Genomic DNA, 15,153 nt, shown 5'->3' on the forward strand with positions numbered 1-15,153 from the left:
AGGTTGATCCATGGCATGTTCGCTCACCACCACCCCCAAAGCCGATGGTTTTCGCTTGCCTGGCGAATTCGAGCGCAAGGCGCGATGCTGGCTCGGTTGGCCCGAGCGCCCGGACGTATGGCGCAATGGTGCCAAGCCTGCGCAGAAAGTCTGGGTCGATATCGTCAGCGCAATCGCGTCCAGTGAGCCCGTCACGGTCTGCGCCTCTGCTGCCCAATACGCCAACGCCCGGCGCATGCTGCCGCCGCAGGTGCGGGTGGTGGAAATGACCTGCAACGACACCTGGTTTCGCGACAGCGGTGCTTGCTTCGTGGTCAACGACAGCAGCGGCGAAGTGCGCGGCGTCGACTTCGAGTTCAACGCCTACGGTGGGCTCGACGGTGGCCTCTACTATCCGTGGGACAAGGACGACCAGATCGCCCAGAAAATGCTCGAAATCGAGGGCCTGGACCGTTACCGCGCTCCATTGATCGCCGAGCTTGGCGGTATTCAGAGTGACGGCCAGGGCAGCCTGTTGACCACCGAGCAGTGCCTGCTCAACCGTAATCGCAACGCGCACCTGGGCAAAGCCGAGGTCACCCGCCGCCTGGAGGATTACCTGGGCGCGGACCAGGTGATCTGGTTGCCCCGTGGCTGCAAGTTCGACGAGACCGATGGCCATGTCGACGACCTGGCGTGCTTCGTGCGCCCAGGCGAAGTGGTGCTGCAGTGGACCGATAACCGCGATGACCCGCAGTGGGAGATCTATCAGGAGGCCTACGACATCCTGCGCAGCACCCGCGATGCCCGCGGTCGAGAGCTGAAGGTACACAAGCTGCCCCAGCCCGACGTATTGCAGTGGACTGCCGAGGAGGCGGCAGGCTTGGACCAGGTCGAAGGGACTCACCTGCGCGAGGCCGGGACCCGCATCTGCGCGTCGTACATCAACTACTACGCCGGCAACTCGGCTATCGTCGTGCCGTTGTTCGGTGACCGCAACGACAGCCTCGCCCAGGCGACCCTTGCCGAACTGTTCCCCGAGCACCGCATCATCGGCATCGACAACTCCCGCGAAATCCTGCTCGGTGGCGGCAACGTCGCCTGCATCACCATGCCGCAATACGCCGGAGGCCGCCGCTGATGAAACTGACCACGCTGGCGGCTGCGGCCGCCCTGGGCTGCACGGCATCGGTGGCCCTGGCGGCCGACGCACAAAAGCCCAGCGTCAATCTGTATATCTGGGGCGAATACCTCGCCCCGGATACCCTGCGCAATTTCGAGAAGGAAACCGGCATCCGGGTGGTCGCCGACCATTTCGACTCGCTGGAAACCGCTGAGACCAAGCTGCTGACCGGGGGTAGCGGGTACGATGTTGTGCTAAGTGCCGGCCAGCACCTGAGCCGCGCGATCGCCAGCGGCGCCTTGCAGCCGCTGGACAAAGCCAAGGTGCCGCATCTGGCGGGCATCGGCGAGGAGTTTCGCCAGCACATGGCTGTGTTCGACCCAGGCAACCGCTACGCCGGGACCTATGCCTGGGGCACCACCGGCGTGGGTTACCAGCAGCAGGCCGTGACCATGCGCATGGCTGACGCACCGCTGGGCAGTTGGGCTATGCTGTTCGACCCGCAAGTGGTGGCGAAATTCGCCGACTGCGGGGTCAGCCTGCTCAACGACCCCAATGAAGTGTTCGCCGCGGTGATGCGCTACATGGGCCTGGACATCAACCAGCAGCGCCTTGAAGACCTGAAGGCGGCTGAAGCACAGTTGCGCAAGGTCCGCCCGTACATTCGTTACTTCGACAACGATCGCAACATCAACGACCTGGCGAATGGCGAAACCTGCGTGGCGATGTCGTGGAACGGCAATGTGGCTATCGCCCAAGGGCAGGCGCAGCAGGCGGGCAAGGCGTTCGTGCTGGATTACAGCATTCCGCAGGAAGGCACGTTGATCTGGCTCGATGCGCTGGTGGTGCCCAAGGATGCGCCGCACCCCGAGGCGGCCTGGAAGCTGATGGACTACCTGATGCGCCCGGAAGTGATCGCGCCGATTACCGATACCATTCACTACGCCAATGCGATCACCGCGGCTGATGGCCTGGTGGATGCAGATATTCGCAATGCCCCGGGAACCTACCCACCGGCTGAGGTGAGGGCGCGGTTGTATAGCAAGAATGACAATGGCAAGGCATTCAACCGCGAGCTCACCCGGGCGTTCAGCCGGTTGAAAAGCGGTACCTGATGGGTGATTTGCAGTGACCGTACTCGCCTCTTCGCGATTGAACCCGCTTCCACAGGTGGGAGCGGCTTTAGCCGCGAAGTGGCCGGTACTGGCAATGCATAAGTGTCAGGTTGCTGCCTTCCTCCGAGGCTGACGCGGCTTGCCAGCCGCCGGCTTGCTCCCAGTCGGTTTGCTTTTTCCAGCACCGCTACGCCGCTTCTTCTTCCACGGCGGCGCCGCCCCGGCTGCCGGCCCGCTGATGGTCATGCGCATACCCTGGCAACGCTCCACCAGCTTGCCCATCCATGCCGACTGCCGGGCGACGAAATCTTCCAGGCTCATCTCGCCGCTCTGCACCATGTCCAGCGCCTGCTCCCAGATGGCCGTGGTGCCTGGATCAGCGATGGCGCGCGGTACGGCGTCGATCAGGCTGAACGCGGCAGGCGTGGCCGACAGTGCCTTGCCGTTCTTCACCAGGTAGCCGCGGTCTAGCAGCCCCTGGATGATGCTCGCCCGAGTGGCCTCGGTGCCGATGCCGGTGGTTTCCTTGAGCTTTTGTTTCAGCCGCGGGTCGTCCACCAGTTTGGCGACGTTCTTCATCGCCTTGATCAGGTCGCCTTCGGTAAACGGCTTGGGCGGCTGGGTCCATAGGTCTTTCAGCTGCAGGCCCTGCACGTCGCAGTCCTGGCCTTCGCGCAGCACCGGCAGTACCTGGGCGGGTGGTGCCTCACGGCCCTTGGTTGGGGTCAGCGCCTCGGGTAGCGCGCGGCGCCAGCCCGGTTCGACGATCTGCTTGCCCACCGCGCGCAGGGCATGGCCCGCGCAGTCGAAGTCGGCCTGGGTGCGGTCGTACTCGTGGTTGGGCAGGAACTGCGCCAGGTAGCGGGCGCGGATCAGGGTGTACACCGCCTTGTACTTGGCTGGCAGGCGCGCCGGGTCGCTGGCAGCGGCGGTGGGGATGATGCCGTGGTGGGCACTGACTTTGGCGTCGTTCCAGGCCCGTGAGCGGCGTTGTGGCTCCAGGTAGGGCTGCAGGGGCGCCAGGCTGGCATCGGCCCGTTGCAGGGCGGCGAGGATGCCTGCCGCCTCGGCGTGCTGGCTTTGCGGCAAATAGCCACAGTCGCTGCGCGGGTAGGTGATCAGCTTGTGGGTTTCATACAGCGCCTGGGCGATGTCGAGGGTTTCCTGGGCGCCGAGGCCGAATTTTTTCGAGCACAGCTCTTGCAGGGTACCGAGGTCAAAGGGCAATGGCGCTGCTTCGCGCACGCGCTCGGTGGCCACCTTGACGGCCCGGGCCGTGCCGGCACTGCTCATGTTGGCGGCGGCCTGTTGCGCCAGTGCCTGGTTCAGGCAGCGCCCCTGGTCGTCACAGGCGTCTTCCGGCGCCCGCCATTGCGCGTTGAACCCCTGGCCGGCGTGTTCCAGCTGCACGTCGATGGCCCAGAACGGCACCGGCACGAAGTTCGCGATGCTGCGGTCGCGGTCAACCACCAGGCGCAAGGTGGGCGTTTGCACCCGGCCCACGGGCAGCACGCCCTGGTAGCCGGATTGCCGGCCCAGCAGGGTGAACAGCCGGCTCATGTTCATGCCGATCAGCCAGTCGGCGCGGGAGCGGCCCAGCGCCGAGTGGTACAGGTTGAAGGTTTCGTGGCCCGGCAGCAGGCGCGCCAAGGCCTTGCGGATGGAGGCGTCGTCCAGCGCCGACAGCCACAGGCGCTGCACCGGGCCACGGTAGCGGCAATGTTCGACCAGTTCGCGGGCGATCATTTCGCCTTCACGATCGGCGTCGGTGGCGATCACCAGTTCCCGCGCTTCGCCCAGCAGGCGCTTGACTGCCTTGAACTGGCTGGCGGTCTTGGGTTTGACCAGCATCTTCCATTTGTCCGGAATGATCGGCAGGTCGGCCAGGTTCCAGCGCTTGTAGCGTTCGTCGTAGCTGTCGGGCGGGGCGGTTTCCAGCAGGTGGCCGATGCACCAGGTGACGCAGACGTCGGTGCCTTGCCAGCAGCCGTCGCCCTTGCGGGTGGCGCCGAGCACTTTGGCGATGTCTTTTGCCTGGGAGGGTTTTTCGCAGAGGAACAGGCGCATGGCCGGGAACGCTTCATCGGGGAATGATGAGCACTAGGATGCGCAAGCAGGGGCGCGGAGGCAAGTTTTATCTGGATGGATGTACAGGTTTCTTGGTGCTTGAAATTTTTTACGATCCCTGTGGGAGGGGCCTTGTCGGGGCGCCGCCGGGGGAAGGGCTGCATAGCAGCCCCAGTAATATCAGCCACGGAGTAGAACCGTGGGGCCGCTTTGCGGCCCTTTCGCGACACAAGGTCGCTCCCACTAAGCCGCTCCCACAAGGCCGCCCCCACAACTGGGAGTCAGGGGCGCGAGTCGCGCACCATGTCCACGTGCGGGATGCCGGCTTCGAGGAACTCTTCGCTGACTACGCGGAAGCCCAGCCGCTCGTAGAACGGCGTGGCGTGGACCTGGGCGCTGAGCATCTGCTGCTTCAGGTCACGGTTCTGCGCTTCGACGATCACCGCATTCATCAGTGCGTCACCCACCTTCAGCCCGCGCCAGTCCTTCAATACCGAAACCCGGCCGATGGTGCCATCGGGCAGCAGGCGGGCGGTGCCGATCGGATAGTCCCCTTCCAGGGCCAGGAAGTGTACAGCGGTCGGATCTTCCGAGTCCCATTCCAGCTCCGGCGGCACGTGCTGTTCGGCGATGAACACCGCTTCACGGATACGGCGGATGTCGGCGTTGTCCTTGTGCCAGTCGGCGAGGCGCACACGAATCTTATTCATTGGCGAATCCCAGGCTTCCTTGTTTGACCAGCTGCTGTACCAGCATAAGGCCATCTTCATCCTGCAGCCATTCGCCGAGGTTGTCGATGTGCAGGGCGTCGGCCGCGCACACCAGTTTCAGCAGCTCGCGCAGCTTGCCAGGCAGTGGGCAGCTGCGGCCGCTGGCGAACAACAGCAGGTCGTCTTCGAATTCCGACCAGGCCAGGCGGGCACTCGGGTTGCGGATCAGGATGGCGCCTTGCTCCAGCGCATCGACCAGCTCCTCTTCGCTCAGCTCTTCACCGACGATCTGTTCCGGGTAGCGCGGCTCGGTCATGAACTGGCCAAACCAGGTCAGCAGCAGGTCCTTATCGTTCATGTGCTTGTCGAGCAGCGCCTTGAGGCGGTCGAGGGCGTCATGCTGGATCTGATGCGGGTCGCTGGCAGGCTGGGCGTCGGCGTCGCTGTAGCGTTCTTCGTCGGGCAGGAACTGGCCGAGGAAGTCGGTGAAGTGGGTGAGTACTTCGGCGGCGCTAGGGGCACGGAAGCCAACCGAGTAGGTCAGGCACTCGTCCACGGCAACACCGTAGTGAGCCAGGCGTGGTGGCAGGTACAGCATGTCACCTGGCTCCAGGGTCCATTCTTCGCCCTGCTCGAACTCGGCCAGGATACGCAGGTCGGCATGCTCCAGCAGCGCGCTGTCGCTGCTGCACATCTGGCCGACCTTCCAGTTGCGCTGGCCGTGGCCCTGCAACAGGAACACGTCATAGTTGTCGAAGTGCGGGCCAACGCTGCCACCGGGGGCAGCGAAGCTGATCATCACATCATCGATGCGCCAGCTGGGCAGGAAGCGGAAGTTCTCCAGCAGCTCGGCGACTTCCGGAACGAACTGGTCTACGGCCTGTACCAGCAGGGTCCAGTCTTTTTCCGGCAGCTCGGCGAATGTGTCTTCGGTGAACGGGCCACGGCGCAGTTCCCACGGGTGGGCGCCATGTTCCAGCACGATACGCGACTCGACTTCTTCCTCCAGTGCCAGGCCAGCCAGCTCGTCGGGGTCGATTGGGCTGATGAAGTCCGGGAAGGCCTGGCGCACCAGCAGCGGCTTTTTCTGCCAGTAGTCGCGCATGAATTCGCGGGCCGAGATGCCGCCGAGCAGCTGCAGTGGAGTATCAGGATTCATGTTCAACCTATTGAAAAAACGTAATTTTCGTACGGGAATAAAAACGCCCGGCCAGGCCGGGCGTTGTATGCGGCGGTCCGCTTAGACGCGTTTGGCCTGGGCTGCCGCGTTACCGATGTAGGTAGCAGGGGTCAGCAGCTTGAGCTCGGCCTTGGCTTCGGCTGGCATGTCCAGGCCGTCGATGAAGGTCAGCAGCGCTTGTGGGGTGATGCCCTTGCCACGGGTCAGCTCTTTGAGCTTTTCGTAGGGGTTTTCGATGTTGAAGCGGCGCATCACGGTCTGGATCGGTTCGGCCAGCACTTCCCAGCAGGCGTCCAGGTCGGCGGCGATGCGGGCTTCGTTCACTTCCAGCTTGCCGATGCCTTTCAGGCTGGCTTCGTAGGCAATGACGCTGTGGGCGAAGCCCACGCCCAGGTTGCGCAGCACGGTGGAGTCGGTCAGGTCACGCTGCCAGCGCGAGATTGGCAGTTTGCTGGCCAGGTGCTGGAACAGGGCGTTGGCGATACCCAGGTTGCCTTCGGAGTTTTCGAAGTCGATCGGGTTGACCTTGTGCGGCATGGTCGAAGAGCCGATTTCGCCGGCGACGGTCTTCTGCTTGAAGTAGCCCAGCGAAATGTAACCCCATACGTCACGGTCGAAGTCGATCAGGATGGTGTTGAAGCGGGCGATGGCGTCAAACAGTTCTGCGATGTAGTCGTGCGGTTCGATCTGGGTGGTGTACGGGTTGAACTGCAGGCCCAGCTCGTCTTCGATGAAGGCACGGGCGTTGGCTTCCCAGTCGATCTGCGAGTAGGCCGACAGGTGGGCGTTGTAGTTGCCCACGGCGCCGTTGATCTTGCCCAGCAGCGGTACGGCGGCAACCTGGGCGATCTGGCGCTCCAGGCGGTACACGACGTTGGCCAGTTCCTTGCCCAGGGTGGTCGGCGAAGCCGGCTGGCCGTGGGTGCGCGACAGCATCGGCACGTCGGCGTGAGCGTGGGCCAGGGCACGAATGGCCTCGGCGATCTGGCGCATCAGCGGCAGCAGCACGTCGTCACGGCCAGCACGCAGCATCAGGGCGTGAGACAGGTTGTTGATGTCCTCGCTGGTGCAGGCGAAGTGGATGAACTCGCTGACCTTGGCCAACTCAGGCAACTGGGCGGCCTGCTCCTTGAGCAGGTATTCGATCGCCTTGACGTCGTGGTTGGTGGTGCGCTCGATTTCCTTGACGCGCTCGGCGTGCTCAAGCTTGAAATCGCTGGCCAGGGTGTCCAGCAGGGCGTTGGCCTCGGCGGAGAACGCCGGCACTTCGCCGATTTGCGGGTGGGCGGCCAGGCGCTGCAACCAGCGCACTTCGACCAGGGCGCGGAAACGGATCAGGCCGAATTCGCTGAAGATGGGGCGCAAGGCCTGGGTTTTGCCGGCGTAACGGCCGTCTACAGGGGAAACCGCAGTGAGCGAAGAAAGCTGCATGGGGTGTTCTCGGACAGTCAGGCTTTTGAAGGGCGCATATCATACATGAAAAATGCGCCTGGGTCGGGTGGCTGACCAAAGGTCGGCCCAATTCGGATCTGGTGGGGGGCCCTGTGGGAGCGGGCATGCCCGCGAACACCGGCGTAGCCGGTGCCATACACCGCGTCGCCTGCTTCGCGGGCATGCCCGCTCCCACAAGGGGCTGCCCAGCCCGTCAGTTGGGGCTGCGCATCATGTCGTACAGCTCGTTCAGCAGTTTGCGCCGGCTGAACACCAGTTGCCAGCGGTGCCCGCCCAGCTGGCGCCACAGGCGCGCAGCGCGGATGCCGGCGAGCAGCAGGGCGCGGATTTTCGAGGCGTTGCTGGCCTGCTGCAGGAAACGCATGTCGCCGTGTACCTGGATGCGCTGGCGCAGGGTGCTCAGGGTGTCCTGGTACAAGGCTCCGCTGGAAGCGATGACATTTTCGTGGACCAGGCCGAAGTGATCGGCCTGCGACTGGATTTGTGGCAAGCGGTTGCCGATGGTGTCGAGCAGGTCGCCGCGCTTGTTCAGCTGGCGCTCCAGGCCCAGCATAGACAGGGCGTAGCGCAGGGGCTCGCGCTGCAGGCTGCTGGGGTCGCGCTCCAGGGCGCCGACCAGCGCGCGATAGCCATCGCGCAGGTTCAAGTCGTCGCCGCCGAACACTTCCAGGGTGTCCTTGGGGTCGCGTACCAGCAAGCTGCCTAGCATGCAGCCGATGTTGGCCTCGCTGGCCTGGCCGGTGCGGGCGATGCGGTCAACCAGTACGGCTGCCTGGAATACGCCGCCCAGGGCAATCAATTGCTCGCGCAGTGTGCTCATGCCCGCGGGCTCCACGGCTCGGCCGCCTCGATCACGCCGCCACCCAGGCACACCTCGCCATCATAGAACACCACCGACTGGCCCGGCGTCACGGCGCGCTGGGGCTCGTCGAACACGGCGCGGTAGCCGCCGTCGGTCAGCGCCAGGGTGCAGCGCTGGTCGCTCTGCCGGTAGCGGACCTTGGCGGTGAGCTGGCGCGGGCGGCTCAGGTCCACCGGGTTGACCCAGAAGATTTCCGACGCCAGCAGGGCGCGGGAGAACAACCAGGGGTGTTCGTTGCCCTGGCCGACCACCAGCACGTTGCGGGTCAGGTCTTTGTGCAGCACGTACCAGGGCTCGTCACCGGCGTCCTTCAGGCCGCCGATACCCAGGCCCTGGCGCTGGCCGATGGTGTGGTACATCAGGCCATGGTGGCGGCCGATCACCTCGCCTTCGGTGGTTTCGATGTTGCCTGGCTGGGCGGGCAGGTACTGCTTGAGGAAGTCGCTGAAGCGGCGTTCACCAATGAAGCAGATGCCGGTGGAGTCCTTTTTCTTGGCGGTGGCCAGGCCGTGTTTTTCGGCAATGGCGCGGACCTCGGGTTTTTCCAGTTCGCCCACCGGGAACAGCGTGCGGGCGATTTCCTTGCCGCCAACGGCGTGCAGGAAGTAGCTCTGGTCCTTGTTCGGGTCCAGGCCTTTGAGCAGTTCGGTAACGGCGCCGGTGTCGCGGCGGCGTACATAGTGGCCGGTGGCAATCAGGTCTGCACCCAGCGACAGGGCGTAGTCGAGGAACGCCTTGAACTTGATTTCGCGGTTGCAGAGGATGTCCGGGTTGGGCGTGCGGCCGGCCTTGTACTCTTCGAGGAAGTGCTCGAACACGTTGTCCCAGTACTCGGCGGCGAAGTTGGCGGTGTGCAGCTTGATACCGATGCGGTCGCACACGGCCTGGGCGTCGGCCAGGTCTTCACGGGCGGTGCAGTATTCGGTGCCGTCGTCTTCTTCCCAGTTCTTCATGAACAGCCCTTCCACCTGGTAGCCCTGCTCGATGAGCAGAAGGGCGGAGACGGAAGAGTCCACGCCGCCGGACATGCCGACGATGACGCGGGTCTTGGCGGGGTCTTTGAGTGCTGGGCTGGTCATGGGTACCGGTGTGTATCAAGGGGGAAAAACGCCGATTCTATCAAAACCGCGGCGCTACGTCAGTCGCGCAGCAGCGCAAGGCTGTGCAGCGGGCCTGCAAGGTAGTCGTCCAGGCAGCGCGGCACCAGCTCGCTGCGCCAGCGGGTGGGGTCGGCCAGCAACTCTTCGCGGGTCAGCCAGACGGCGCGGACGATGTCGCTGTCCAGGGCCAGGTCGGCATGGTGGCGCACGGGGCGGGCGGCAAAGCAGATGCGCTGGTAGGTCACGCCATTGCTGGGCGCAGTGTACAGGTAGATGCCGACCACGCCGGTGAGCTCGACTTCCCAGGCGGTTTCTTCCAGGGTTTCGCGCAGGGCGGCCTGGGGCAGGGTCTCGTTGGCTTCCAGGTGCCCGGCGGGCTGGTTGAAGACGTGCCGGTTGGCTTTGAATTCCTCGACGAACAGGAATTTGCCGTCCTGCTCGATGATGGTGGCGACGGTGATGTGGGGTTGCCAGGTCATTCGCGGTTTCCTTTCAGGTTGTGTCGGGACCGCTTTGCGGTCCTTCGCGGGCTTGCCCGCTCCCACAGGTGCACTGCAGGCCTTGCAGGCAGCCGCAAAGCAGTCCCATTTTCCAGAAAGCACAAACCCCGGTGCGTGGCCGGGGTTTGTGCTGTTACGTCAAGCGGACCTTACAGGGCGGCGATGGCGCTGTTCAGGGTTTGGCTTGGGCGCATCACCTTGGCGGTCAGCTCGGCATCCGGGGCGTAGTAGCCACCGATGTCGGCTGGCTTGCCCTGAACGGCGTTGAGCTCGGCGACGATGGTCTCCTCGTTCTCGGACAGGGTCTTGGCCAGTGGGGCGAAGCGTGCCTGCAGGGCGGCGTCGTCGCTCTGTGCAGCCAGGGCCTGGGCCCAGTACAGGGTCAGGTAGAAGTGGCTGCCGCGGTTGTCGATACCGCCAACTTTGCGCGATGGCGACTTGTTGGTGTCGAGGAACTTGCCGGTTGCCTGGTCCAGGGTGCTGGCCAGAACCTTGGCGCGCGGGTTGTCGTAGGTGTTGCCCAGGTGCTCCAGGGAAGCGGCCAGGGCCAGGAATTCACCCAGCGAGTCCCAACGCAGGAAGTTCTCTTCGACCAGCTGCTGCACGTGCTTGGGTGCCGAGCCGCCGGCGCCGGTTTCGAACAGGCCGCCGCCGCTCATCAGCGGCACGATCGACAGCATCTTGGCGCTGGTGCCCAGTTCCATGATCGGGAACAGGTCGGTCAGGTAGTCGCGCAGTACGTTACCGGTAACCGAGATGGTGTCCTTGCCTTCGCGAATGCGGGCCAGGGAGAACTTGATGGCGTCGACCGGGGCCATGACACGAATGTCCAGGCCGGTGGTGTCGTGATCTTTCAGGTACTTTTGCACCTTCTCGATCATCACGCCGTCGTGGGCGCGGGCCGGGTCCAGCCAGAACACCGCTGGGGTGTCGCTGAGGCGGGCACGGTTGACGGCCAGCTTGACCCAGTCCTGGATCGGCGCGTCCTTGGTCTGGCACATGCGGAAGATGTCACCGGCCTCGACGTTCTGCTCCAGAACCACGTTGCCCTTGCTGTCGACCACGCGAACCACGCCGTCGGCCTTGACCTGGAAGGTCTTGTCGTGGGAGCCGTACTCTTCGGCTTTCTGCGCCATCAGGCCAACGTTCGGCACGCTGCCCATGGTGGTCGGGTCGAAGGCGCCGTTGGCCTTGCAGTCTTCGATGGTGGCCTGGTAGATGCCGGCGTAGCAACGGTCCGGGATCACTGCCTTGGCGTCTTGCAGTTCGCCAGCGGTGTTCCACATCTTGCCCGAGTCACGGATCATGGCCGGCATCGAGGCGTCGACGATCACGTCGCTCGGTACGTGCAGGTTGGTGATGCCCTTGTCGGAGTTGACCATGGCCAGGGCCGGGCGCTGGGTGTACAGGGCCTGGATATCGGCTTCGATCTCGGCCTGCTTGTCAGCTGGCAGGTCCTTGATGCGGGCGTACAGGTCGCCGATGCCGTTGTTGGCGTTGAAGCCGACTTCGGCCAGGGCGGCGGCGTGCTTGGCCAGCACGTCGTTGTAGAACTCTTCGACGATGACGCCGAACATGATCGGGTCGGAGACCTTCATCATGGTGGCTTTCAGGTGTACCGACAGCAGCACGCCGGTGGCCTTGGCATCGGCGATCTGCTCGGCGATGAAGGCCTTCAGGGCCTTGCGGCTCATGGTTGCGCAGTCGATGACTTCGGCAGCCTTTACCGCGGTCTTTTCCTTCAGCACGGTGGTGCTGCCGTCTTTGCCGACCAGTTCGATACGTACGCTGTCGTCAGCTTCGATCAGTGCAGCTTTTTCGCTGCCGTAGAAGTCGCCTTGGGTCATGTGCGCGACGTGCGACTTGGAGTCGGCGGCCCAGGCGCCCATCTTGTGCGGGTGCTTGCGCGCGTAGTTCTTGACCGACAGCGGTGCGCGGCGGTCGGAGTTGCCTTCACGCAGGACCGGGTTCACGGCCGAACCTTTGATGCGGTCGTAGCGGGCGCGGGATTCTTTCTCTTGCTCGGTGGCCGGCTCGTCGGCGTAGTCAGGGATGTTGTAGCCCTTGCCTTGCAGCTCCTTGATCGCAGCTTTGAGCTGCGGTACCGAGGCGCTGATGTTCGGCAGCTTGATGATGTTGGCTTCAGGGGTGGTAGCCAGCTGGCCCAGTTCCGCCAGGTGATCGCCTACTTGCTTCTCTGCGCCCAGTTGCTCCGGGAAGGCGGCAAGGATACGGCCAGCCAGGGAGATGTCGCGAGTTTCGACAGCGATGTCAGCCGAAGCGGTGAACGCTTCGATGATCGGCAGCAGCGAGTAGGTGGCGAGGGCAGGGGCTTCGTCGGTGAAGGTATAGATGATCTTGGAACGGGTGGGCATGCGGGTTAACTCTCTGTGTGCTGAGCGTGCTCGAGTCTCGTGGTGCGCAGGGTAAGGCGCATCGCCCTGGCAAGCCATGAGCGGAAAGTCGAGAAGCTGCGAGCGGTGATGGTGGATGCATCAGTCGAGCGTCAAGTGCTGAACTGCGGTAACAGCCCAGGCTTTGGCAGCCAGGCGGAAAAGGCCTGGCTTTTCGGCCGATCACGGCCCAGGGCGGTCCGCATTTCCTGGGATTCGCCCCGATGACCCAACGGTCGCGGCGGAGTATACCAAACCATTTGGCCTAATCAGCAAGGCCAAGTGATATCGGCCCATTTATAAGACCAAAGACTGAGGGGCAATGTGGCGTAATGCCGCAGCGCTGGCGGGGTGTTCTGCGCAGGCGCGCCCGCGTCCACGCCGTCAGCTTGCAGGTCGGCAGATGTGGTTTAGGCTCATTGCTACGCTTGATGTCCAACCCACACCCGATAGCGGAGTAGTGCAAGCATGGCATACCAGAAAATCAAGGTTCCGACCGACGGCGCCAAGATCACCGTCAATGCAGACCATTCGCTCAACGTGCCTGACCAGCCGATCATTCCCTACATCGAAGGCGACGGGATCGGCGTTGACGTCTCACCGGTGATGATCAAGGTGGTCGATGCCGCTGTGCAGAAAGCCTATGGCGGCAAGCGCAAGATCGCCTGGATGGAGGTGTACGCCGGCGAAAAGGCCACCCACGTCTACGACCAGGACACCTGGCTGCCGCAGGAAACCCTCGACGCCGTGCGTGACTATGTGGTGTCGATCAAGGGCCCGCTGACCACCCCGGTGGGTGGCGGCATCCGTTCGCTGAACGTGGCTTTGCGCCAGCAGTTGGACCTGTATGTGTGCCTGCGCCCTGTGCTGTGGTTCCAGGGTGTGCCAAGCCCGGTCAAAAAACCGGGGGATGTCGACATGGTGATCTTCCGGGAGAACTCCGAAGACATCTATGCCGGCATCGAATGGAAAGCCGGTTCGCCGGAAGCAGACAAGGTGATCAAGTTCCTCAAGGAGGAAATGGGCGTTACCAAGATCCGTTTCGACCAGGACTGCGGCATTGGTATCAAGCCGGTTTCCCGCGAAGGGACCAAGCGTCTGGTACGCAAAGCCCTGCAATATGTGGTGGATAACGACCGCGAGTCGCTGACGCTGGTGCACAAGGGCAACATCATGAAGTTCACCGAAGGTGCCTTCAAGGACTGGGGCTACGAAGTGGCGCGTGACGAGTTCGGTGCCGAGTTGCTCGACGGCGGGCCGTGGATGAAGTTCAACAACCCCAAGACCGGCCGCGAAGTCATCGTCAAGGACGCCATTGCCGACGCCATGCTCCAGCAGATCCTGCTACGCCCGGCCGAGTACGATGTGATCGCCACGCTCAATCTCAACGGCGACTATTTGTCTGACGCCCTGGCGGCCGAGGTGGGCGGCATCGGTATCGCCCCGGGGGCCAACCTGTCCGACACCGTGGCCATGTTCGAGGCTACCCACGGCACGGCACCCAAGTATGCCGGGCAGGACAAGGTCAACCCGGGTTCGGTGATTCTTTCGGCAGAAATGATGCTGCGCCACATGGGATGGACCGAGGCCGCCGACCTGATCATCAAAGGCACCAATGGCGCGATTGCGGCCAAGACCGTGACTTACGACTTCGAGCGCCTGATGGACGGTGCCACGCTGGTGGGAAGTTCGGGCTTCGGCGATGCCATGATCAAACATATGTAAGCGAATGTGAAACGGCCGCTTCTGGTAAAGAAGCGGCCTTTCATTTCGTTTACCCGCTGGCAGGGCAGTCGGTCAGGCGTCGGCCGTGCTGCCCACGGGCTGTGCACTGGCCGGCGCGGGCGCAGCCGTGGATGCACTTCTGATGTTGACGGCATGAAAACCTTTCGGGCCTTGGATGACATCGAAGGTCACGGCCTGGCCGGCCTTGAGCGTCTTGTACCCGTCCATCTGGATGGCTGAATAATGAGCGAACAAGTCGTCGTTCTTGCCCTCTTCATTGACGAATCCATAGCCCTTGGCATTGTTGAACCACTTGACTTTACCGCTTGCCATCCCTATGTCCCTCTGCAAAGGACTCCATCACTGGAGTATCATCCACTTCATCCGCATACGAACCTTGCGAAAAAATCTGGTTGACTGCGCGGATCTTTATCGACCACGGTGGGTTCCTATTGGTTGTAACACCGTTTTGCCGATAGTCAAGGTCATGCAGCGGCTGCACCAATGGCCGTTCGCAGGGTCAACCCACAACCTTAACCTGTCGATGTGATGAAATTCTTTCCATGCATGCACACAGCCAGATTCGACTAACATTCAATCAGGATCGTCCTCAATCGAATGAGGACGATGGCTCCGGTCTGGCGGTTCAGGAAGCCAAGCCGATCCTGCAGGCGCCACCGATGTACAAGGTGGTTTTGTTCAACGATGACTACACACCGATGGATTTCGTCGTCGAAGTGCTCGAGACGTTCTTCAGTCTGAACCGCGAGCTGGCGACCAAGATCATGCTGACCGTCCATACCGAGGGGCGGGCAGTGTGCGGATTGTTTACCCGTGACATCGCCGAAACGAAGGCTATGCAGGTCAACCAATACGCCAGGGAAAGCCAGCATCCGCTACTCTGTGAAATCGAGAAGGACGGTTAATCGCCGACCACTTGGGTATGA

13 protein-coding genes are annotated in these 15,153 nt (G+C 63.1%); 4 read left to right on the forward strand and 9 right to left on the reverse strand.

Going from position 1 to position 15,153, the window contains the following annotated elements; genetic code table 11:
• Nucleotides 1-10 precede the first annotated feature (10 nt).
• On the forward strand, nt 11-1,120 hold the full coding sequence (gene aguA, locus K4A76_RS09090; protein WP_274411995.1) for an agmatine deiminase: 1,110 nt from the start codon (nt 11-13) through the stop codon (nt 1,118-1,120).
• Nucleotides 1,120-2,217, forward strand: coding sequence for an extracellular solute-binding protein (locus K4A76_RS09095; protein WP_274411996.1), 1,098 nt, complete (start codon nt 1,120-1,122; stop codon nt 2,215-2,217). The genes aguA and K4A76_RS09095 overlap by 1 nt, the downstream gene beginning before the upstream one ends.
• A gap of 105 nt (nt 2,218-2,322) precedes the next feature.
• Here K4A76_RS09095 and K4A76_RS09100 read toward each other — a convergent pair whose 3' ends face one another.
• From K4A76_RS09100 to K4A76_RS09135, 8 genes are all read right to left on the reverse strand, one after another.
• On the reverse strand, nt 2,323-4,284 hold the full coding sequence (locus tag K4A76_RS09100) for a DNA topoisomerase III (RefSeq protein ID WP_274411997.1): 1,962 nt from the start codon (nt 4,282-4,284) through the stop codon (nt 2,323-2,325).
• A gap of 281 nt (nt 4,285-4,565) precedes the next feature.
• A complete protein-coding gene (locus K4A76_RS09105; RefSeq protein ID WP_009683126.1) occupies nt 4,566-4,994 on the reverse strand; it encodes a GNAT family N-acetyltransferase in 429 nt (142 codons plus the stop codon).
• The gene (locus K4A76_RS09110; RefSeq protein WP_029887823.1) at nt 4,987-6,153 is read right to left on the reverse strand and encodes a ribosomal protein uL16 3-hydroxylase; all 1,167 of its coding nucleotides are present in this window, start codon (nt 6,151-6,153) and stop codon (nt 4,987-4,989) included. The genes K4A76_RS09105 and K4A76_RS09110 overlap by 8 nt, the downstream gene beginning before the upstream one ends.
• A gap of 81 nt (nt 6,154-6,234) precedes the next feature.
• Nucleotides 6,235-7,605: an adenylosuccinate lyase gene (purB, locus tag K4A76_RS09115; protein WP_009683124.1), complete on the reverse strand. Its 1,371-nt coding sequence runs from the start codon at nt 7,603-7,605 to the stop codon at nt 6,235-6,237.
• Between the two features lie 214 nt (nt 7,606-7,819).
• Nucleotides 7,820-8,446 (reverse strand): high frequency lysogenization protein HflD, encoded by a 627-nt coding sequence (gene hflD / locus K4A76_RS09120; protein ID WP_144188000.1) that lies wholly within the window; start codon nt 8,444-8,446, stop codon nt 7,820-7,822.
• Nucleotides 8,443-9,567, reverse strand: a complete 1,125-nt coding sequence (gene mnmA / locus K4A76_RS09125) for a tRNA 2-thiouridine(34) synthase MnmA (RefSeq protein WP_274411998.1) — start codon at nt 9,565-9,567, stop codon at nt 8,443-8,445. The genes hflD and mnmA overlap by 4 nt, the downstream gene beginning before the upstream one ends.
• Before the next feature lie 59 nt (nt 9,568-9,626).
• On the reverse strand, nt 9,627-10,067 hold the full coding sequence (locus tag K4A76_RS09130; protein ID WP_182365079.1) for an NUDIX hydrolase: 441 nt from the start codon (nt 10,065-10,067) through the stop codon (nt 9,627-9,629).
• A 170-nt stretch (nt 10,068-10,237) separates the two neighbouring features.
• Complete coding sequence (locus K4A76_RS09135) at nt 10,238-12,463, reverse strand: NADP-dependent isocitrate dehydrogenase (RefSeq protein ID WP_274411999.1); 2,226 nt, start codon at nt 12,461-12,463, stop codon at nt 10,238-10,240.
• A 486-nt stretch (nt 12,464-12,949) separates the two neighbouring features.
• Between K4A76_RS09135 and icd the strand changes: the two genes are divergently transcribed.
• The gene (icd, locus tag K4A76_RS09140; RefSeq protein ID WP_054912648.1) at nt 12,950-14,206 is read left to right on the forward strand and encodes an NADP-dependent isocitrate dehydrogenase; all 1,257 of its coding nucleotides are present in this window, start codon (nt 12,950-12,952) and stop codon (nt 14,204-14,206) included.
• 72 nt (nt 14,207-14,278) lie between these two features.
• Here the strand turns inward: icd and cspD are convergent, their stop codons facing one another.
• The gene (gene cspD / locus K4A76_RS09145; protein WP_054912649.1) at nt 14,279-14,539 is read right to left on the reverse strand and encodes a cold shock domain-containing protein CspD; all 261 of its coding nucleotides are present in this window, start codon (nt 14,537-14,539) and stop codon (nt 14,279-14,281) included.
• Nucleotides 14,540-14,769: 230 nt separating this feature from the next.
• Here cspD and clpS point away from each other — a divergent pair, with 230 nt between their 5' ends.
• Nucleotides 14,770-15,132: an ATP-dependent Clp protease adapter ClpS gene (gene clpS, locus K4A76_RS09150; protein ID WP_009683116.1), complete on the forward strand. Its 363-nt coding sequence runs from the start codon at nt 14,770-14,772 to the stop codon at nt 15,130-15,132.
• Nucleotides 15,133-15,153: the final 21 nt, after the last annotated feature.

This window comes from Pseudomonas sp. NEEL19 (genome assembly GCF_028751975.1).
GTDB lineage: Bacteria > Pseudomonadota > Gammaproteobacteria > Pseudomonadales > Pseudomonadaceae > Aquipseudomonas > Aquipseudomonas juntendi.